Origin of the sequence: Cellulomonas sp. CW35 (assembly GCF_052378485.1) — a bacterium.
Lineage (GTDB): Bacteria > Actinomycetota > Actinomycetes > Actinomycetales > Cellulomonadaceae > Cellulomonas > Cellulomonas uda.
Genome location: NZ_CP199000.1, coordinates 1,970,881 through 1,989,934, shown reverse-complemented (window position 1 = coordinate 1,989,934; position 19,054 = coordinate 1,970,881). Strand labels below are relative to the sequence as shown.

General features: G+C 75.4%; 17 protein-coding genes. 7 read left to right on the top strand and 10 right to left on the bottom strand.

Translation table 11 applies throughout. The annotated features are described in order from the left end of the window. The first annotated feature begins 23 nt into the window (after positions 1-23). The 3 genes from ACT17Q_RS09130 to ACT17Q_RS09120 are packed head-to-tail and all read left to right on the top strand — an operon-like array spanning position 24 to position 3,396. Positions 24-1,307, top strand: coding sequence for an MFS transporter (locus tag ACT17Q_RS09130; RefSeq protein ID WP_094179905.1), 1,284 nt, complete (start codon positions 24-26; stop codon positions 1,305-1,307). Positions 1,308-1,337: 30 nt separating this feature from the next. Then, complete coding sequence (locus ACT17Q_RS09125; protein ID WP_444662010.1) at positions 1,338-2,543, top strand: endo-1,4-beta-xylanase; 1,206 nt, start codon at positions 1,338-1,340, stop codon at positions 2,541-2,543. A 19-nt stretch (positions 2,544-2,562) separates the two neighbouring features. Then, the gene (locus ACT17Q_RS09120; RefSeq protein WP_141319998.1) at positions 2,563-3,396 is read left to right on the top strand and encodes a TrmH family RNA methyltransferase; all 834 of its coding nucleotides are present in this window, start codon (positions 2,563-2,565) and stop codon (positions 3,394-3,396) included. A 48-nt stretch (positions 3,397-3,444) separates the two neighbouring features. On the opposite strand, the gene ACT17Q_RS09115 is transcribed toward ACT17Q_RS09120, so the two are convergent. From ACT17Q_RS09115 to ACT17Q_RS09095, 5 genes are all read right to left on the bottom strand, one after another. Next, positions 3,445-3,576 carry a hypothetical protein gene (locus ACT17Q_RS09115; protein ID WP_255407184.1) on the bottom strand — a complete coding sequence of 44 codons (132 nt, stop codon included), beginning with the start codon at positions 3,574-3,576 and terminating at the stop codon, positions 3,445-3,447. 151 nt (positions 3,577-3,727) lie between these two features. Then, positions 3,728-4,291, bottom strand: a complete 564-nt coding sequence (locus ACT17Q_RS09110) for a YbaK/EbsC family protein (protein ID WP_232514647.1) — start codon at positions 4,289-4,291, stop codon at positions 3,728-3,730. 65 nt (positions 4,292-4,356) lie between these two features. After that, positions 4,357-4,896, bottom strand: a complete 540-nt coding sequence (locus ACT17Q_RS09105) for a YbhB/YbcL family Raf kinase inhibitor-like protein (RefSeq protein ID WP_444662006.1) — start codon at positions 4,894-4,896, stop codon at positions 4,357-4,359. Positions 4,897-4,909: 13 nt separating this feature from the next. Next, entirely contained in the window at positions 4,910-6,706 is a 1,797-nt protein-coding gene (locus tag ACT17Q_RS09100; protein ID WP_444662004.1) for a SulP family inorganic anion transporter, read from the bottom strand. After that, positions 6,703-7,038, bottom strand: coding sequence for an ArsR/SmtB family transcription factor (locus ACT17Q_RS09095; RefSeq protein WP_444662002.1), 336 nt, complete (start codon positions 7,036-7,038; stop codon positions 6,703-6,705). The genes ACT17Q_RS09100 and ACT17Q_RS09095 overlap by 4 nt, the downstream gene beginning before the upstream one ends. Before the next feature lie 266 nt (positions 7,039-7,304). Here ACT17Q_RS09095 and ACT17Q_RS09090 point away from each other — a divergent pair, with 266 nt between their 5' ends. From ACT17Q_RS09090 to ACT17Q_RS09080, 3 genes are read left to right on the top strand one after another with little or no spacing between them, the layout of a single operon-like run. Continuing rightward, positions 7,305-8,183 (top strand): hypothetical protein, encoded by an 879-nt coding sequence (locus tag ACT17Q_RS09090; protein WP_444662000.1) that lies wholly within the window; start codon positions 7,305-7,307, stop codon positions 8,181-8,183. Positions 8,184-8,193: 10 nt separating this feature from the next. Further along, a complete protein-coding gene (locus tag ACT17Q_RS09085; protein WP_444661998.1) occupies positions 8,194-9,948 on the top strand; it encodes a DNA polymerase Y family protein in 1,755 nt (584 codons plus the stop codon). After that, positions 9,941-13,603: an error-prone DNA polymerase gene (locus ACT17Q_RS09080; RefSeq protein ID WP_444661996.1), complete on the top strand. Its 3,663-nt coding sequence runs from the start codon at positions 9,941-9,943 to the stop codon at positions 13,601-13,603. Before ACT17Q_RS09085 ends, ACT17Q_RS09080 begins: the two co-directional genes overlap by 8 nt. 18 nt (positions 13,604-13,621) lie before the next feature. On the opposite strand, the gene ACT17Q_RS09075 is transcribed toward ACT17Q_RS09080, so the two are convergent. Both ACT17Q_RS09075 and ACT17Q_RS09070 read right to left on the bottom strand, forming a co-directional pair. After that, positions 13,622-14,185 (bottom strand): cysteine hydrolase family protein, encoded by a 564-nt coding sequence (locus ACT17Q_RS09075; protein WP_236120526.1) that lies wholly within the window; start codon positions 14,183-14,185, stop codon positions 13,622-13,624. A gap of 68 nt (positions 14,186-14,253) precedes the next feature. Continuing rightward, positions 14,254-14,877: an SRPBCC family protein gene (locus ACT17Q_RS09070; protein WP_236120527.1), complete on the bottom strand. Its 624-nt coding sequence runs from the start codon at positions 14,875-14,877 to the stop codon at positions 14,254-14,256. A gap of 111 nt (positions 14,878-14,988) precedes the next feature. Here ACT17Q_RS09070 and ACT17Q_RS09065 point away from each other — a divergent pair, with 111 nt between their 5' ends. Next, entirely contained in the window at positions 14,989-16,539 is a 1,551-nt protein-coding gene (locus ACT17Q_RS09065) for an ATP-dependent DNA ligase (RefSeq protein ID WP_444661994.1), read from the top strand. Between the two features lies 1 nt (position 16,540). Here the strand turns inward: ACT17Q_RS09065 and ACT17Q_RS09060 are convergent, their stop codons facing one another. From ACT17Q_RS09060 to ACT17Q_RS09050, 3 genes are all read right to left on the bottom strand, one after another. After that, positions 16,541-17,035, bottom strand: a complete 495-nt coding sequence (locus ACT17Q_RS09060) for a CarD family transcriptional regulator (protein ID WP_444661992.1) — start codon at positions 17,033-17,035, stop codon at positions 16,541-16,543. 244 nt (positions 17,036-17,279) lie between these two features. Next, on the bottom strand, positions 17,280-18,227 hold the full coding sequence (locus ACT17Q_RS09055; protein WP_444661990.1) for an ATP-grasp domain-containing protein: 948 nt from the start codon (positions 18,225-18,227) through the stop codon (positions 17,280-17,282). A gap of 34 nt (positions 18,228-18,261) precedes the next feature. After that, positions 18,262-19,038, bottom strand: coding sequence for an LLM class F420-dependent oxidoreductase (locus ACT17Q_RS09050; RefSeq protein ID WP_444661988.1), 777 nt, complete (start codon positions 19,036-19,038; stop codon positions 18,262-18,264). Between the last annotated feature and the right edge of the window lie 16 nt (positions 19,039-19,054).

Below are 19,054 nucleotides of genomic sequence, written 5' to 3'. Positions count from 1 at the left end.
GTGGTGACACGTATCCTCGGTCGGTGCGTCGCGACCGCCTGACCTGGACGTTCTACGGGTGCTTCGTGGCGTGGGGCTGGTTCCTGTACAGCTTCAACCCGAGCGTCCCGCTCCTCGCCGACGAGCTCGGCATCTCCGACGCGCAGGCCGGCCTGCACGGCACCGCGATGGCGGTGGGCGCGATCGCCGCCAGCTGGGTCGCCCCGCGTCTCGTGGCGCGCGCAGGCCGGCGCACGGCCGTCGTCGTCGGTCTCGTGCTTGTCGCGGTCGGCGTCCTCGCGCTCGTGCTGGCGCGATCGCTCGCGGTGAGCCTGCCCGCCGTCGCGGTCCTCGCGCTCGGCGGCAACGTCGCGATCGCCGCGTCGCAGGCCGGGCTCGCGCAGCACCACGGACCCGCCGCGTCCGCCGCGGTGACCGAGGCGAACGGCGTCGGGTCGAGCATCGGCCTCGTCGGGCCGCTCGCCGCGGGGGCGTGCGTCGCGATCGGGTGGGGGTGGCGTCCCGCGGTCGCCGTGACCATCGCGATCACCCTGCTGACGGCGTGGGCCGCCTCCCGGCTGCCCGTCGGCGGCGCGATGACCCCGCCCGCCGTGGCGCGCACCCGCGCGTCGCGGGCCGAGCCGCGGCTCGTGCCCGTGGGGGGCACCGCGCACGGGCCGGTCGACGCGCTCGCCCCGGTGGAGGACCGGGCCGTCGCCCCGGTCGACGACCTGCCCGACGCACCCGACGAGCCCGCGCCTCGTTCCGCGCTCGCGGCGTGGTGCTTCCTCGCGGCGGTCGTCGCCGCGATCGCGCTGGAGAACATCACCACGTACTGGTCCACCGACCTCGTGCGCGAGCAGACCGCCGCGGGTGCCGGGATCGCGACGGCCACGACCGCCGGGTTCGTCGCGGGGGTGTCCGGCGTGCGGTTCCTCGTCGGGCCGCTGTCGCTGCGCGTGCGTCCGGCGATGCTGCTCGCGGCGTCGTTCGCCGTCACGATCGCCGGCTGGGCGGTGCTGTGGACCGCGTCGTCGTCGACGGTCGCCGTGGTCGGCCTCGTGATCGCCGGCTTCGGCTGCGGCGTGCAGTACCCGCTGTCCATCGCGCTGCTGCTGTCGACCGCCCCGCAGGCCCAGGACGCCGCGCAGGCGCGGGCCACGCTCGCCGGCGGGCTCGCGATCGGCGTGGCACCGTTCCTGCTCGGTGCGCTCGCGGACGCGGTCGGCGTGCACACCGCGTTCCTCGTGCTGCCCGCGGTCGCGCTGCTCGGGGGAGTCGTCGCGCTCGTCGGTGGCCGGCTCGTCGCCCCGACGCCCGTACGCTGACCGCGAACCCCGATGAAGGAGACCCGACCGATGGCCGCGCTCGACCACCGCACCACCTCGACCGTGCTCACCGTCCTGGACGCGCAGGGCAGCCCGCTGGCGGAGCGTGAGGTCGAGGTCGCCCAGACGCGGCACGCGTTCGGCTTCGGCTGCATCGCGTTCGACGAGGTCCGTCTCGCGCCGGGTGAGCGCGCCCCGCTCGACGACCTGTGGCACGGGCTGTTCGACACCGCGACGCTCCCGTTCTACTGGCGGCACTTCGAGCCCGAGGAGGGGCACCCGCGCACGGACGCGCTGGCGTCGGCCGCACGCCGGCTCGTCGAGCGCGGTGTCCGCGTCAAGGGGCACCCGCTGCTGTGGCACACGCTCGCGCCGCAGTGGCTGCTCGGACGCCCGGTCGAGGAGGTCGAGCGGATCGCGCGCGAGCGCATCACGCGTGACGTCACGGCGTTCGCGGGTCTCGTGGACACGTGGGACGCGATCAACGAGGTCGTGATCATGCCCGTGTTCCGCGCCGAGGAGAACGCCGTCACGCCGCTCGCGTGGCAGCGCGGGCGGATCGAGACGATCCGCCTCGCGTTCGAGACCGCGCGCGCCGCCAACCCCGGGGCGACCCTGCTGCTCAACGACTTCGACATGTCGACCGCGTACGAGTGCCTCATCGAGGGCGTGCTCGAGGCCGGCATCCAGGTCGACGCGCTGGGCCTGCAGAGCCACATGCACCAGGGCTGGTGGGGCGAGGAGAAGACGCAGCGCGTGCTCGAGCGGTTCGCCCGGTTCGGCCTGCCGCTGCACTTCACCGAGACCACGCTCGTGTCCGGTGACCTCATGCCGCCCGAGATCGACGACCTCAACGACTACGTGGTCGACTCGTGGCCCTCGACGCCGCAGGGCGAGGAGCGTCAGGCCGCGGAGCTCACGGCGCACTACACGCTGCTCGCGGAGCACCCGGCGGTGCAGTCGGTGACCTACTGGGGGCTGGGCGACGAGGGGGCGTGGCTCGGCGCGCCCGCGGGGCTGGTGCGGCGTGACGGCACGCCCAAGCCCGCGTACCACGCGCTGCGCGACCTCGTGCGCGGGCAGTGGTGGCACGCCCCGACGACGCTGCGCACCGACGCCGAGGGCCGGGTCACGGTCAGCGGCTGGCGCGGCGACTACGAGGTGCGCGCCGGTGGCGCGTCGGCGTCGTTCGTCGTCGGGGACGACGCCCGGCCCGTCGTCCGGCTCGCCGCCTGACCGCGGGAGGCCACGCGTCGTGCCGCACCTGGACCTGCTGACCGTCACCGACCCCGACGACGAGCGCCTCGCCGACTACGTGTCGCTCACCGACGTCGCGCTGCGGTCGCGGCACGAGCCCGCCAAGGGTCTGTACATCGCGGAGAGCTCGACGGTGCTGGAGCGTGCCCTGCGGGCGGGGCACCGGCCGCGTTCGGTGCTGCTCGCGCCGCGGTGGGTGCCCGACCTCGAGCGCATGGTCGCCTCCCTGCCCGCCGACGACGACCCACCGGTGCCCGTGTACGTCGCCGACGAGCCCGTGCTCGAGGCGATCACCGGCTTCCACGTGCACCGTGGCGCGCTCGCGGCGATGCACCGCCCACCGCTGCCCGACCCGGCGGCGCTGCTCGCCGGCGCGCGTCGCGTCGCGGTGCTCGAGGACGTCGTCGACCACACCAACGTGGGTGCCGCGTTCCGCTCGGCGGCCGCCCTCGGCGTGGATGCGGTGCTCGTGACGCCGCGGTGCGCGGACCCGCTCTACCGGCGCTCCGTGCGGGTGTCGATGGGCACCGTGTTCCAGGTGCCGTGGACGCGGATCGACCCGTGGCCCGCGGGCGTCGACACGCTGCGCGAGGCGGGCTTCGTCACCGCGGCGCTCGCGCTCGGCGACGACGCGATCACGCTCGACGCGCTCGTCGCCGACCTGCCGGACCGGCTGGCGCTCGTGCTGGGCGCCGAGGGGCACGGCCTCAAGCCGGCGACCGTGGCGGCCTGCGACCTCGTCGTGCGCATCCCGATGGCCGGGGGAGTCGACTCGCTCAACGTCGCCGCGGCGGCCGCTGTCGCGTTCTGGGCCACGCGCGCGGTGGGGTGACCCCGCGCCGGATCGTCGTCGTTCGAGCGCGGGGCCGGTCGGTGCCTGTCAGTCCCAGAAGGGCGGGAGCTCGTCGGTCTGCGCCTGCGCCACCGCGAGGAAGGTGGTGACGACCGGCTCGTCGCGGTCCGCGTCGGGGGAGTCCAGGGTCTGGGTGGGGTCGGCCAGGAGGAGGTGCATGACCCGATCGTCCGACGTCCGCAGCGGGGTTCTCAGGGACGTCCGTCCCGACTCCGGCGGGCCCGCGGCGAGGCTCCGGCCACACCTCCACAGGTGCCCCACGGGCCGGTCACCACGGGGTCAAGAACGCCCGTGCGATGGACCAAGACGCTCAAGCGAGGGCAAGGTCCTCGATCACCTCGGCGCCCGGGAGACGCGCGAGCAGCGCACCCGGCAGGGCGATCTTCGAGCGCCGCAGACCGCTGCCGACCACCACGAGCGCGCCCGCCTCGTCGGGCACCGTGACCGCCGCGTCCACGAGCACGCGGTAGCCCTCCGGCAGGCCCACGGGCGTGATCCCGCCGTACTCCATACCGGACTCCGTGGTGGCGCGGTCCATCGGCAGGAACGACGCCTTGCGCACGTCCAGCAGCCGCTTGACCGCGTTGTTGACGTCGGCGCGCGTCGTCGCGCGCACCACGGCCGCGGCCACGCGTTCGGCGCCCTCGCGTCGGCCCGCGACGAGCACGCAGTTCGCCGACGCGGACGGCGGCAGCGCGTACGCCTCGGTGAGCGCCGCCGTGTCGGCCAGGTCCGGGTCGATCTCGGCGACGAGCACGTGCCGCGCCACGTCGGCGTCGGCCGCGGCCCACGCGCTCAGCGTGCGCGCGGTCGGCGCGGCGACGAGGTCGAGGTGCTCGAGCGCCGGCTTCCAGTCGAGGGTCCCGAGGGTCACGCGCCGCACCCTACCGACCGGCGGGCACGCCGGCCGAGCCGTCCACCGCCGTGGTCTCGCGCGGCTCAGCGCTGGTAGGTGCCGACCAGGACGCCCCGCGCGAGCGTGTGGAACACCAGCGCGCAGCTCACGGCTCCGGGCGGGGCGTCGGGTGTCAGGCCGAGGTCCGCGGAGTCGAGCGCGTGCACGACGAGGAAGTAGCGGTGCACCTGGTCGCCCGGCGGCGGCGCGCAGCCCACGTACCCGACCGTGCCGTCGTCGTTGCGCAGCTGGAACGCCCCCGCCGGCAGGCCCGCGCCGTCGGGCGTGCCGGCGCCGGTCGGCAGCGACGTGACGTCCGCGCCCAGGCCCAGCACCGTCCAGTGGAACCACCCGGCGACGCCCGGCGCGTCCGGGTCGAACACGCTCACGGCGAAGCCCGCGGTCTCGGCCGGGAACCCGGTCCACGAGACCTGCGGCGAGACGTTGCTCCCGGCGGGGGTGTTGGTGTGGACGTCCGGGACGCGCTCACCGTGCGTCCAGTCCGCGCTCGTGACCTCGAACGAGGGCACCGCGGGCAGCAGCGAGTACGGGTCCGGCGCGACGGGGCGGGTGATCGAGACCATGCGGTCCTCCGGGTCAGGCGGTGCTGTCGGGGTAGGTGGCCGAGCCCATCGTGGCGGGCACGCGCTCGGCGCGCACGTGCTCACGCGCGTGGGCGAGCGCCGCGTCGAGGTCGTCGAACAGGTGCGACTCGTGGCGCAGCGCCGCGATGACGCCGATAGATTCCGCGACGCGCCGGTGCTCGGGCCGCAGCCCCTTGAGCAGCACGACGACGCCGCGCCGCTCGAGGTCGGTGACGATCTGCTCGAGCGCGTGCGCGCCGCTCGTGTCGATCACGGTGACGCGGGACAGGCGCAGCACCACGACGCGCACGTCGGTGACCGCCATCAGCTCGTCCAGGAAGCGCCGGACGTCGGCGAAGAACAGCGCGCCGTCGATCCGGTACACCGCGATGTGCTCGTGCAGCAGCTCGCGCTCGGTGTCGGCCGCGATCACCTCGTCGGGCGGGTCCTCGCGGTGCAGCCCGCTGGAGCGGGCGATCGCCCGCAGCGACAGCACGGCGGCGACCGCGACGCCGACCTCGACCGCGAGCACGAGGTCGAACGCGACGGTCACGACGAGCGTCGCGACGAGCACGAGCGTGCCCGCGCGTCCCGAGCGGCAGATGGCCTTCGCCGCGCGCAGGTCGACCATGCGGGCCGCGGTGACGAGCAGGACGGCGGCCAGCACGGCCACGGGGATGCGGCCGACGAGCGGCGCAGCGGCGTAGACGACGAGCGCGAGGACCGCGGCGTGGCTGAGCGCGCTGACGCGGGTGCGTGCGCCCGTGCGCACGTTGACCGCGGTCCGGGCGATCGCACCCGTCGCGGGCAGCCCGCCGAACAGCCCGGACGCGACGTTCGCGACGCCCTGGCCGACGAGCTCGCGGTTGGGCCGGGTGCGTGGCACGTCGTCGGCCATGCCGTCCGCGACGTGCGCCGACAGCAGGGACTCGAGCGCGGCGAGCGCGGCCACCGCGAGGGCCGACGAGAACAGCGCGCTCGTCGTCGCGAGGTCCACGACCGGCAGGTGCGGTGCGGGCAGGCTCGAGGGCAGCGCACCGATGCGCTGCACGTCGAGGTGCGCGACCTCGGCGACGACGGTGGCCACGGCGACCGCGACGAGCGAGGCCGGGACCGCGCGGTGGAGCCGTGGCAGCCCGACGACGAGCGCGACCCCCAGCGCGACGAGAAGGAGCGGCGCGACGGCCGCCGACCAGTCGGTCGCGGCGAGGGTGCGCGCGGCGACGAGCGCGGCGTTCTCGCCCTCCGCCTTCGGCGTGCCCAGCGCGAGCGGCACCTGCTGGAGCGCGATCACCACGCCGATGCCGATGGTGAAGCCCTCGACCACCGGCCACGGCAGGTACGCGACGAGCCGGCCGAGGCCCAGCACGCCCGCGAGCACGACGATGCCGCCCGCCATGATCGCCACGACGGGCACCCACTGCGGGCCGTACCGCGCGACGATGGGTACGAGCACCACGGCCATCGCGCCCGTCGGTCCGCTGACCTGCAGGTGCGACCCGCCGAGGACGGCCGCGACGGCGCCGGCGACGACGGCAGTGACCAGCCCGGCGGCGGCGCCCGTCCCGGAGGAGACGCCGAACCCGAGCGCGAGGGGCAGCGCCACGACCGCGACCGTCAGCCCTGCCACCAGGTCGCGCCGCCACGAGCGGGACAGCCCCGTGTAGTCGTCGCGGCCGGGGAGCAGCGCGCGCAGGCGGCGCAGGGTGGCCCAGGGGTCGGAGGCGCTGGAGGATCCGGCGGGGTCGGTGGAGGAGGTGTGGGAGGAGTGGTCGGAGGAGGGCGCGGCGGAGGGCGCGGTGGCGGTCACCGCGCGTCCTCGAGCAGCTCGGCGCGGCGTGTGGCGGCGTCGACGAGCACGGCGCGTGCGGCCGCGAGCATGTCAGCGACCGCCGGCAGCGCGAGCGTGTAGTGCACGGCGTTCCCGCGGCGGGTCGCGGTGACGACGCCGGTGCGTCGCAGCACGGCCAGGTGCTGCGAGAGGTGGGAGGCCTCGAGGTCGAGCTCGGTGAGCAGGTCGGCGACCTGGCGGTCGCGCTCGACGAGCAGCTCGAGGGTGCGCACGCGCACGGGGTGGCTCAGGGCCTTGAACAGCTCTGCCTTGACCTCGGCGAGGGGTCGGTCGATGCCGGACTGCGGCACGGGTGCTCCAGGGGTGGGGAGAACGCCTGATGGATTGATGAATCTGTCAAACCATACGCCTCCTCGGGTGGGGATCGCGACGTCGTCGTCCATGTGGGTGAGAGGGGGCCGCAGGGCCTCCCGCAGGTTGACATCACGATCCTCGGAGCGTGTACTAGAACTGTCGAACAGACGTTCGAACAGACGATCGCTGATGGTGAACCTGCAGGTCAGAGACGTCTGTGCAGGTGCCGGACTCCGGCGACGACGTCCACAGGGGTGCAGCGATGACGGTCGACGTGCTGTCGCGAGAGGAGCGGGTCGCGCGCGCCCGCCTCGCGCTCGCGCACGCCGAGCGCCGCACCGGGGCACGCAGCGTGCTGCTGCACGAGCGGCCCGTCGCCGCGGTCCCGACCGTCCCTGAGACGGCGGTCCCCGAGCCGGCAGCGGCCGCTGTGCCGGTGGCCCCTGAGCCGACGGTCCACGCCCCGCAGGAGCAGCCCGTACGGGCGCCCGGTGTGCTGTCGACCGCGCTGCTCACCACCGAGCGTCCCGCGCTGCCCGTCCCGCCCGCGATCGCCCCGCTCCTGCCGGACGGGCTCCGGCGCGGCGCGACCACCGCGGTCCTGGGCTCGACGTCGCTCGCGCTCGCGCTCCTGGCCTCGGCGAGCGCCGCCGGGTCCTGGGCGGCCGTCGTCGGGCAGCCCGCGCTCGGGCTGCTCGCCGCCGCGGAGTCCGGCGTCGTGCTCGACCGCCTCGCGGTCGTCCCGCATCCGGGGCCGGACGCCGCGCTCGTCCTGTCGGCCCTGCTGGACGGGGTCGACGTGGTCGTCGTCGGACCGCAGGCGCGGCTCGTCGACGCGGACCGGCGCCGCCTGTCCGCCCGCGCGCGGGAACGCGGTGCGGTGCTGCTCGCCACCACGCCCTGGCCGGGCGCGCAGGCCGTGCTGACTGCGGAGCGCGGCGCCTGGTCGGGGCTCGGGGACGGGCACGGCCGCCTGCGGACCCACCTGGTGCGGGTCGCCCGCGCCGGGCGTTCCGGTGCCGGGGTGCCGCTCGCGCTCGACCTGACGTTCCCGCTGCCCGTACCCGGGCAGGACACCGCGGTCGCGGCCGCGGCGCCGCGCGCCGAGCGGCGGGCGCCCGCGCTGAGGCTCGTCGGATGAGGGGCGTCCGATGACGGGCGAGGACGAGGGACGTCGGCCGACGAGCACGCGCACCACGGTCCTGTGGGTGCCCGACTGGCCCGTGGTCGCGGCGTCGCAGTCGCTCGAGGTCCCGCGCCACGTGCCTGCCGCGGTGCTGCTCGGCCAGCACGTCGTCGCGGTGGGTGCGCTCGCACGCGTCGAGGGCGTGCGGCGCGGCATGCGCCGCCGGCAGGCGCAGTCGGTGTGCCCCGAGCTCGAGCTGCTGCCCGCGGACGACGCCCGCGACACGCGCCTGTTCGAGCCCGTCGCGGTCGCGGCGGAGAGCGTGGTCGCCGGTGTCGAGGTGGTCCGTCCGGGCCTCCTGCTGCTGCCCGCGGGCGGCGCGAGCCGGTACCACGGCTCGGAGGAGAACCTCGCCGAGCGGCTCGTCGAGGCGGTCGCGCAGCAGACCGGCCACGAGTGCGCCGTGGGGACGGCCGACGGTCTGCTCGCCGCGGTCGTCGCGGCCCGCACCGGGGCGCTCGTCCCACCCGGCGGGTCGGCCGGGTTCCTCGCGTCCCGGCCGATGACGGAGCTGGGGTTCGCGGCGACCACGGAGGACTCCGGCCGGCAGGTCGACGAGCTCGTGGACCTGCTGCACCGGCTCGGGCTGCGGAGGCTGGGGCAGCTCGCGGCGCTGCCCGCCGCGGACGTGCACGCCCGGTTCGGGCGGCTCGGGACGTGGGCGCACGTGCTCGCCCGCGGCGAGGACGAGCGCCCACCCGTGCGGCGCCGTCCCGAGGCCGACCTGGAGGTCGCCACCGCGCTCGACCCGCCCGTCGACCGGGTCGACACCGCGACGTTCGCGGGCCGCCGGCTCGCCGAGGAGCTGCACACCCTGCTCGTCGAGCGCTCGCTCACGTGCGGGCGCCTCGAGATCGCGGCGCGCACCGACGAGGGGACCGACCTGGTGCGCGCGTGGCGCACCGACCTCGGCGGCTGGGGTGGGCTGTCGCCGTCGCGCATCACGGACCGCATCCGCTGGCAGCTCGAGAGCTGGCTGTCCGCCACCGCGGTCGCCACCGCCCGCTCGCGCGCGCTCGACGACCGTGTGCGGCTGAGGGACGCGCGGCGGGCCGCGACCGGTCGCCCGGGTGACCGGCCGACGGGTCGTACCGACGAGGACGTGCAGTGGGCGTTCGACGCGCGCGCGGCGCACGAGTCGGACGACACCCCGCCGGTCACGCTCGTGCGGCTGTCGGTCACGGCGCTGGACGTCGCACCGGCCGGTGCCGAGCAGGGGCGGCTGTGGGGCGGCCCGTCGGGCGGTGACCTGCGCGCGCACCGCGCGATGGACCGCGTGCAGGCGATCCTCGGCGGCAGCGGGCTGCTCGCCGCGAGCGTGCAGGGCGGACGTGACGTGCGCGAGCAGGTCCACGTCCGCCCGTGGGGCGAGCAGGGTGCCGCGCCGTTGCCGCTCGACCGTCCCTGGCCGGGGCGGCTCCCGCCGCCGGCGCCCGCGACCGTGCTACCCGAGCCCGAGCCGGTCCAGGTGCAGGACGCGGCGGGCGTCGAGGTGCTGCTCGACGGCCGCGAGGGGCTGGCGGGCGAGCCGGCGTGGGTCCGCTGGTCGCAGGGACGGCGCAGCCGCGTGAGCGGATGGGCGGGACCGTGGGTGCTGACCGGGCGATGGTGGAGCGGGCAGTCGCCGCGTGCGCACCTGCAGGTCGCGTTCGACGGCGAGCCGGCCGCGCTGCTCGTCGCGACGACCGCCGGGTGGGCGTGCGAGGCGCGCTATGACTGAGCGCACCACCACGCCGCGCGGGTCACGCGCCGCGCAGGCCGCGCCGGAGGACGCCCGGTACGCCGAGCTGCACGCGCACTCCGCGTTCAGCTTCCTCGACGGCGCGAGCCAGCCCGAGGAGCTCGCCGCGGAGGCCGCGCGGCTCGGCCTCGAGGCGCTCGCGCTCACCGACCACGACGGGCTGTACGGCGTGGTGCGGTTCGCCGAGGCCGCGCGCAAGGTCGGCCTGCCGACCGTGTTCGGTGCCGAGCTGCACCTGCCCGCGCCCACCGCGCGCCGCCACGGCCGCGAGCCCGCGCCGCCGCCCGGTCCGCCGGTGCTCGACGAGCCCACGGGCGTCCCCGACCCGCGCTCCACGCACCTGCTCGTGCTCGCGCGCGGCCCGGACGGCTACCGCGCGCTGTCCCGCGCGATCGCGGAGGGGCACCTGCGCACGGGGCGCAAGGGTGCCGCGGAGTACGACCTGGAGCAGCTCGCCGAGACCGCGCGGGGCCAGTGGCTCGTCCTGACGGGCTGCCGCAAGGGCGCCGTGCGGCGTGCGCTCGCGGGCGGTGACCCCTCGGGGGTCGTCCCGGTCGCGCCCGAGGGGTTGTCGGCGGCGGAGCGTGAGCTCGACCGCCTCGTCGCGCTGTTCGGCCGCGACAACGTCGCGGTGGAGGTCACGGCGACGGGGGACGCGTACGACGACGAGCGTGCCGACGCGCTGGCCGAGCTCGCCCGCCGGTCCGGGCTCCCGCTCGTCGCGACCACGGCGGCGCACCACGCGAGCCCGCGCGACGCGGACCTCGCGGCGGCGCTGGCCGCGGTGCGGGCGCGCAGCTCGCTCGACGACCTCGACGGGTGGCTGCCCGCGGGGACGGGTGCGCACCTGCGCTCGGCGCGCGAGATGCTCGCGCGCCACCGCCGGCACCCGCAGGCCGTCGCGGCGGCAGCGGACCTCGCGGCGCAGTGCGCGTTCGACCTGTCGCTCGTCGCGCCGACGCTGCCGCCGTACCCGGTGCCGGAGGGGCACACGGAGGCCACGTGGCTGCGCGAGCTCGTACGCCGCGGGGCGCTCGAGCTCTACGGCCCGCCCGAGGCCGAGCGCGTACCGGGGGCGTGGGCGCAGCTCGAGCACGAGCTGCGCGTCATCGAGGAGCTCGGGTTCCCGGGCTACTTCCTGGTCGTCTACGACCTGGTGAAGTTCTGCCGGGACAACGGGATCCTCGCGCAGGGCCGCGGCTCGGCGGCGAACTCGGCGGTCTGCTACGTGCTGCGCGTGACCGCGGTCGACGCGGTGCACCACGGCCTGCTGTTCGAGCGGTTCCTGGCGCCCGAGCGCGACGGCCCGCCGGACATCGACGTGGACATCGAGTCCGCGCGTCGCGAGGAGGTCATCCAGCACGTCTACGCGGTGCACGGGCGCGAGCACGCCGCGCAGGTCGCGAACGTCATCTCCTACCGGCCACGCTCGGCGGTGCGGGACGCGGCGCGGGCGCTCGGGTACGACGCGGGCCAGCAGGACGCGTGGGCGAAGTCGATCGAACGGTGGGGGAGCCTGCGTGAGAGGCCCGCGGCGCCCCCGCCGCCGGACGGCCCGAACGTGCTGGTCCGCCCCGCAGGACCGCACCCCGGCCACGCCGGCCCCTGGCCGGGGTCCGCGTCTGCGACGGCGGCGCCCGTGGTCACGGACCGCCACGAGCGCTCCGCGCGGCGTGGTGCCATGTGGACCTCGGGCGCCCCCGGCTCGTCGGCGCCGCGCCGCGCGCCCCGGGGTGCGGAGATCCCGGGGCTGGCGACCGCGGACGGGCACGACGTGGTCCCGACGACGCTGCCGCCCTCGGCCGACGACGAGGGGGAGATCCCCGAGCAGGTGATCGACCTCGCGGAGCGGTTCCTACGCCTGCCGCGCCACCTGGGGATCCACTCGGGCGGCATGGTCATGTGCGACCGCCCCGTGATCGAGGTGTGCCCCGTGGAGTGGGCGCGCATGCCCGGGCGCACGGTCCTGCAGTGGGACAAGGAGGACTGCGCCGACGCGGGGCTCGTGAAGTTCGACCTGCTGGGCCTCGGGATGCTCACGGCACTGCGTATCGCGTTCGGCTACGTGCGCGAGCACGGCGGTCCGGACCTCGACCTGCACGCGCTGCCGCAGGACGACCCGCTGGTGTACGACCTGTTGAGCGCGGCGGACACCGTCGGGGTGTTCCAGGTGGAGTCGCGCGCGCAGATGGGCACCTTGCCGCGGCTGCAGCCCCGCACGTTCTACGACATCGTCATCGAGGTCGCGCTGATCCGCCCGGGTCCCATCCAGGGAAACTCCGTGCACCCGTACATCGAGCGGGCGCGCGGTCGGCAGCCCGTGACGTACCTGCACCCGCTGCTCGAGCCGTCCCTGAGCAAGACGCTCGGCGTGCCGCTGTTCCAGGAGCAGCTCATGCAGATGGCGATCGACGTCGCGGACTTCACGCCCGCGGAGGCCGACCAGTTGCGTCGCGCGATGGGTTCGAAGCGCTCGACGGAACGCATGCTCGCGCTCAAGGAGCGGCTCATGACGGGCATGGCGGGTCATGGGATCTCGCGCGAGGTCGGTGAGCAGATCTTCGACAAGCTCAAGGCGTTCGCCGACTTCGGGTTCCCCGAGTCGCACGCGTACTCGTTCGCGTTCCTCGTGTACGCGAGCGCGTGGCTCAAGGTGCACCACCCCGCCGCGTTCTACGCGGGGATCCTCGCGGCGCAGCCCATGGGCTTCTACTCGCCGCAGAGCCTCGCCGCGGACGCCCGCCGGCACGGGGTCGAGGTGCTGCGCCCGGACGTGCAGCACTCCCGCGGGCAGGCGTGCGTCGAGCGCGTCGCGCCGGAGCCCACCGGGGGTGAGCCACGGCTCGTGCCCCGCCCGAGCGGCACGGGGCCGACCCCCGAGGCGGGCGTGCGCACCGGTCCTGCCACGGGTGCTGCGGGCGGGGTGCGCGCGCTCGCGGTCCGGCTCGGGCTGGTCGCGGTCCGGGGGATCGGGGAGCCGCTCGCGCAGCGCATCGTCGACGAGCGCGAGGCCCACGGCCCGTTCGTCGACCAGCGGGACCTGGCGCGTCGCGTGCGGCTCACGACCCCGCAGCTCGAGGCGCTCGCGACCGCGGGTGCGCTCGACTCGCTGGGCGTGAGCAGGCGCGAGGCGTTGTGGGCCGCGGGCGCGCTCGCGCAGGAGGGTCCCGAGACGCTCCCGGGCGTGAGCGTGGGCGTGGCCGCGCCGACCCTGCCGGGTCTGAGCCCGGTGGAGACCGCGACCGCTGACGTGTGGGCGACGGGTGTGTCCGTGGACTCCTACCCGACGCAGTTCGTGCGTGACGGGCTCGACGAGGCGGGGGTGCTGCGGGTCGTGCAGGCGTTCGGGCACGAGTCCGGGCGGCGCGTCGCGGTCGCGGGCGTGGTGACGCACCGCCAGCGCCCGGGCACGGCCGGCGGTGTGACGTTCCTGTCCCTGGAGGACGAGACGGGGCTGCTCAACATCGTCTGCTCGGCGGGCCTGTGGCAGCGGTTCCGCCGCGTGGCGCGCACGAGCCGCGCGCTCGTCGTCCGGGGTCTGCTGGAACGCCAGGACGGCGCGACGAACCTCGTCGCGGAGCACCTGGCGCCGCTGTCGCTCAAGGTCCGCTCGTCGTCGCGCGACTTCCAGTGAGCCCCGACGACGGCGGCGTCACGGGGCGGCGAACGCCACCACGTCGGACGGCACGACCGCGGCCGTGCGGCCGGGTGCGCTCTGGAACGACCAGTACAGGTTCGTGTGCGAGACGACCTGATCGGGCTCGGGCGCGCCCCACTCCGTGAGGTCCTCGGTGGTGTGCGCGTCGGCCACCAGCGTCACGTCGTACCCGCGCGTGAACGCCCCGTGGATCGTCGAGCGGATGCATGCGTCGCTCTGCGCACCGGCGACGACGAGGTGCCCGACCCCGCGTTCCGCGAGCAGCGACTCGAGCGGCGTGTCCTCGAACGAGTCGCCGTACTGCTTGTCGACGCGCGCCTCGTCGGGGGAGAAGCCGACCTCCGGCACGATCTGCCAGCCGTCCTCGCCGGGGACGAGCCCTTCGGCGGGCGCCTGGTGCTGGACCCACACCACGGGGACGTCCTCCTGGCGCGCTCGGGTGACGAGCGACGCGATCCGGCCGAGCACGGCGTCACGTTCGTACGCCTGCGCGACCACGGCGTTCTGCACGTCGATGACGAGCAGTGCGGTACCGGGGCGGTTGTCGAATGTGGTCATGGTCACAGCCAAGCACGGGGGTCTGACAACGCCCGGGCATCGCGCGTCAGCCCAGGTCGGACGCCTGATCAGCGCTGTGCGTGCCGTTCCGCGCGGTCCCGCACGCCCAGGAGCATGCGGCGCGTCATGACCGAGCTCGCCAGGCCGATCGCCTCGTTGACCGGTACTGCCCACCACTGCGGCCGCGCGTACCGCTCGCGCACGACGAGCCTCGTCGTGCGGTCCCGCCCCGGGTGCAGCGTGAACGACCAGCTGAACGTCGCGTCGGGAGCGGTGAGCACGAGCGCGTGCGGCGGGTCGACCGTCGTGACGGCGAGCGCCGCGGACGCGGCGAGGCGCACCTCGTCGCCCGGCGCGAGGTCCTGCCACCGCTCCTCGACGTGGTCCGCCGAGTGGATGCCGAGGCCTGCGAGGTTCTCGAGCCAGTCGTACGAGTAGAACCCGCCGCGCCCCTGACCGAGCTGCACGAGCCACGGCCACACGTCCCGCGCGGGGGCCGCGACGGTGATGGCGCGTGTCGCGACGAGGCCGGGGTCGTGGACGACGTCGTCGCCCGCGAGCGTCGCGTCGAGCTCGTCCTCCGTCGCGCCCCACTGCAGCCCCCACGTGCGCGCCACGGGCAGGAGCGCGACGGCCGCCGCGACCGTGAGCGCGCCCACCGCCCGGGGAGTGGGTCGACGAACAGGGGACATGCCCCCAGCGCACCGCACCCGCGCCCGACGAGCAAGCGACGAACGTCCCGCAGGACGCGCTCCCGGGTCGGCCCGGTGGTCGGCGTGGGCGGTCGGCGGGACGATGCGGACATGCTGCTCGCCGAGGTCGCCGACACGTCCCGCGCGCTCGCCGCGACGCGCTCGCGCCTGGCGAAGCGCGCGCTGCTCGTCGACCTGTTGCGTCGTACCCCGCCGGCGGACGTGCCGATCGTGGCGCACTACCTCGGCGGTGAGCTGCGCCAGCGGCGCACCGGGCTGGGGTGGCGTTCGCTCGCACAGCTGCCCGAGCCCGCGCCCGAGCCGACGCTGACGCTCGCGGACGTCGACGCCACGTTCGCGCAGATGGCGCAGCTGTCCGGTCCGGGCTCGACGACTCAGCGCCAGGCGCTCACGGCGCGGATGTTCGCCGCGGCGACCGCGCCTGAGCAGCACCTCCTGCGCGGCCTCGTCACCGGCGAGCTGCGCCAGGGTGCCCTCGACGCGCTGCTGCTCGACGCCGTCGCGGAGGCCGCGGGTGTGCCCGCGACGACCGTGCGACGCGCGGCGATGCTCGCGGGCGCCACCGCGCCGGTCGCGTCCGCCGCGCTCGGGGCGGGCGGTCCCGACGAGGCCGCGAGCGTCCTCGTCGGCTTCGGGCTCATCGTCGGCCGGGCGGTGCGGCCCATGCTCGCGCAGTCCGCGACAGACGTGGCGACCGCGCTGACCGACGTCGGGCCCGGGCCGGCGGTCGTCGACGCCAAGCTCGACGGCATCCGCATCCAGGTGCACCGCCACGGCGACGACGTGCGCGTGTTCACCCGCAGCCTCGACGACATCACCGCGCGGGTCCCCGAGATCGTCGACCTCGTGCGCACCCTGCCGGGCGGCCCGCTCGTGCTCGACGGCGAGGGGCTCGTCGTCGACGACACCGGACGTCCCGTCGCGTTCCAGGACACCGCGGCCCGCGCCGCGAGCGGCGACGCGCAGGTCGCGGCGCAGTACGTGCTGCGCCCGTTCTTCTTCGACGTCCTGCACGCCGACGGCGACGACCTGCTCGACGAGCCCCTGCACGACCGGCTCGCGGTGCTCGACCGCCTGCTCGCCGACCACCCCGCCGCGAGCATCGACCGCGTCGTGACGACCGACCCCGACGAGGCGGGCACCCACCTGCGCGGCGTGCTCGCCGCCGGCCACGAAGGGGTCGTCGTCAAGGCGCTCGACTCGCCCTACGAGGCCGGGCGTCGCGGCGGCGCGTGGGTCAAGGTCAAGCCCCGCCACACGCTCGACCTCGTCGTGCTCGCCGTCGAGTGGGGCTCGGGTCGCAGGCGCGGCCTGCTGTCGAACATCCACCTCGGCGCGCGCGACGGCGAGGGCGGCTTCGTCATGCTCGGCAAGACCTTCAAGGGCATGACCGACGAGATGCTGCGCTGGCAGACCGAGCGCTTCACCGAGCTCGCGACGACGCCGCTCGACGACTGGGTCGTCCACGTCCGCCCCGAGCAGGTCGTCGAGATCGCGTTCGACGGCCTTCAACGTTCGACCCGCTACCCGGGCGGCCTCGCCCTGCGGTTCGCCCGCGTCGTCCGCTACCGCGACGACAAGACCCCCGCCGAGGCGGACACGATCGACACGGTCCGCGCGCTCGCGACGGGAGCGTCGTGAGTCAGGCGGCGGTCGGGGCGGTGCGGCGGTGGGAGCGGGGGCGCGGGACGGGGACCTCGTGGCCGTCCATGGCCGCGTCCTCGAGCATGGCGCCCGCCTCGTCCTCGGGGATGCCGAGGGCGACGCTGAGCTCGCAGCTGAGGACCTCGCGCGCGGAGCGCAGGAGCTCGCGCTCGGCGGTGCCGGAGGCGTTGTGGCCCGAGTGGCGCAGGATCTCGCGCATGACGACGGCACGCTCGGTGGCGAGGCCGGTCTGCAGGCGCATCCCGTAGTCCTTGATGCGGCGGGACCAGCCGCTCTCGGGCGGCAGGCTGTCGCCGTGCAGGACGGCGATGACCTCGTCGACCTGGTCGCGCGTCATGACGGCGCGGATGCCGATCGTCTCGGCGCTCGGCATCGGCACGGAGACGTGCAGGTCGTGCTCGGGCTGCTCGAGCTCGAGGTAGTCGATCGCGCGGCCGCGGATGGTGCGCGTGACGACCGCGCTGATGCGCATCGGTCCGTGGTGGGGGTGGACGACTGTCTGACCGACGGTGAAGGGCACTGACTTCTCATTCGACGAGGCGATGCCGCGCCGTCGTCGTCGTGGTCTCGGTGGCCCGACGGCGGGTCGACGCGTGAGCCTCGCGCGTCGGCCGGGCTTCGGACGACCTCATGGGGCGGGGGTCCCGCGAGGACGCCGTGCAGCGCGACATCTCCCATTGTCCCTCACTTCGTCGCGCCAGGTCGGGTGGCGTCCCTCACCCCGCGCGGTCGTGGCGTGCGACCGCGCGGGCTCGGCGGTCGATCGCGGCCGCGACGACGTCCGTGACGTGGGGTGCGACGTGCAGGTTGAGGGCGGGCTCGAAGAGCTCGGCCTCGATGAGGACGATGCCGTGCTCAGCCGAGTCGACCAGGTCGACGCGCGCGTAGAGCGGGACGTCGAGTCCGGTGACCTCGCTGACCGCGGCGAGCGTCCGCCGGGCGAACGCCTCCTCGTCGGCGGTCGTCGGGACGGGCTGCGGGTGCTCCTGGTAGACGCCGCCGATGAGCCCGCCGCCGGGGGCGAGCAACGCGCCCTTGCCGATGGCGTGCGTGAGCTCGCCGTCGACGAGGTAGAGCGCCTTCTCCGCACCCGACGACAGCTCGGGCACCTCGGGCTGCACCATCACCACGCCGTCCGCGGCGACGATCCGCTCCGCGAGCTCGAGCGCGGCGGGGTCGTCGGCGGCGAACAGCCCGGTGTCCCGCGCACCGGCCGACACGGCGGGCTTGAGGACGACGAGCGCGCCCGCCGGGAACGCCGCGAGGTCACACACGACCTCGTCGGCCCGCGTGCGGTACGTCGTCGGGACCACCGCGACGCCCAGCGCCTCGAGCTGCGCGAGGTAGCGCTTGTCGAGGTTCCAGCGCACGAGCGCGGGGTCGTTGAGGACGGTCGTCGTCCTCTCCGCGTGCGCGAGCCAGGCGGTGAACTCGTCCAGCCGGTCCGGGTAGTCCCACGGGCTGCGCAGGACGAGCAGGTCGTACGACGCGACGTCGAGCGACTGGTCGTGCCACACGACGGGTCCGGCCTCGAGGCCGCGGGCACGCAGGGCGGCGACGAGCGGGGCCGTGTCGTGGTCCAGGTCCTCGAGCGGGTAGGAGTCGGTGACGACGACCCCGACACGCGGGGCAGGGGAGGTAGGGGCGGGCGTGCTCACGAGCACGTGACTGTAGGCGCCCGCGGTCGCCCGACCGGGATCAGCGGTGCGCGTCGCGCCAGGAGACCCACTTCTGGGCGAGTGACAGGTCGTAGTCCGGCCCGCTCGTCCCGATCGTCAGGAGCGTCGCACCCGCGCCGAGCAGACCGTCGGCGACGTCCTCGGGCGGGGCCGAGACGCCGATGGAGCGCTCGACGAGCGTCGTGGTGTCGCGGCCGACCGCGGCGCCGTGCTCGTCGAGGATCGCGCTCTTGCGCGTGAGCGACTCGGCGTCGCCGAACGAGTGCCAGAGGTCCGCGTGCTCCGCGACGATCCGCAGCATCTTCTTCTCGCCGCTGCCGCCGATGAGCACGGGGATCTCACGCGTGGGCACCGGGTTGGACTTCGCCCACCGGGCCTTGATGCGCGGCAGCGCCTCCGCGAGCGCCGCGATGCGCTCGCCCGCGGTGCCGAACTCGTAGCCGAACTCGTCGTAGTCCCGCTCGAACCAGCCCGCGCCGATCCCCAGGATCAGCCGGCCGCCGCTGATGTGGTCGACCGTGCGGGCCATGTCCGCGAGCAGCTCGGGGTTGCGGTACGAGTTGCAGGTCACGAGCGCGCCGATCTCGACCCGCTCGGTCTGCTCCGCCCATGCGCCGAGCATCGTCCAGCACTCGAAGTGCTTGCCGTCCGGGTCGCCCGACAGCGGGTAGAAGTGGTCCCAGTTGAAGACGACGTCGACGCCCAGGTCCTCGGCGCGGAGCACCGCGTCACGGATCTGGCCGTAGTCGGCGTGCTGGGGCGCGAGCTGGACACCGATGCGCACGGGGAAGGTCATGCGCGCCAACGTATGA

Coding starts and splice junctions, on each gene's coding strand:
- ACT17Q_RS09125 (WP_444662010.1), top strand. CDS start 1,338: ATGGCCGCGCTCGACCACCGCACCACCTCGACCGTGCTCACCGTCCTG.
- ACT17Q_RS09115 (WP_255407184.1), bottom strand. CDS start 3,576: ATGCACCTCCTCCTGGCCGACCCCACCCAGACCCTGGACTCCCCCGAC.
- ACT17Q_RS09105 (WP_444662006.1), bottom strand. CDS start 4,896: ATGGTCTCGATCACCCGCCCCGTCGCGCCGGACCCGTACTCGCTGCTG.
- ACT17Q_RS09090 (WP_444662000.1), top strand. CDS start 7,305: ATGACGGTCGACGTGCTGTCGCGAGAGGAGCGGGTCGCGCGCGCCCGC.
- ACT17Q_RS09085 (WP_444661998.1), top strand. CDS start 8,194: ATGACGGGCGAGGACGAGGGACGTCGGCCGACGAGCACGCGCACCACG.
- ACT17Q_RS09080 (WP_444661996.1), top strand. CDS start 9,941: ATGACTGAGCGCACCACCACGCCGCGCGGGTCACGCGCCGCGCAGGCC.
- ACT17Q_RS09075 (WP_236120526.1), bottom strand. CDS start 14,185: ATGACCACATTCGACAACCGCCCCGGTACCGCACTGCTCGTCATCGAC.
- ACT17Q_RS09070 (WP_236120527.1), bottom strand. CDS start 14,877: ATGTCCCCTGTTCGTCGACCCACTCCCCGGGCGGTGGGCGCGCTCACG.
- ACT17Q_RS09065 (WP_444661994.1), top strand. CDS start 14,989: ATGCTGCTCGCCGAGGTCGCCGACACGTCCCGCGCGCTCGCCGCGACG.
- ACT17Q_RS09060 (WP_444661992.1), bottom strand. CDS start 17,035: ATGCGCATCAGCGCGGTCGTCACGCGCACCATCCGCGGCCGCGCGATC.
- ACT17Q_RS09050 (WP_444661988.1), bottom strand. CDS start 19,038: ATGACCTTCCCCGTGCGCATCGGTGTCCAGCTCGCGCCCCAGCACGCC.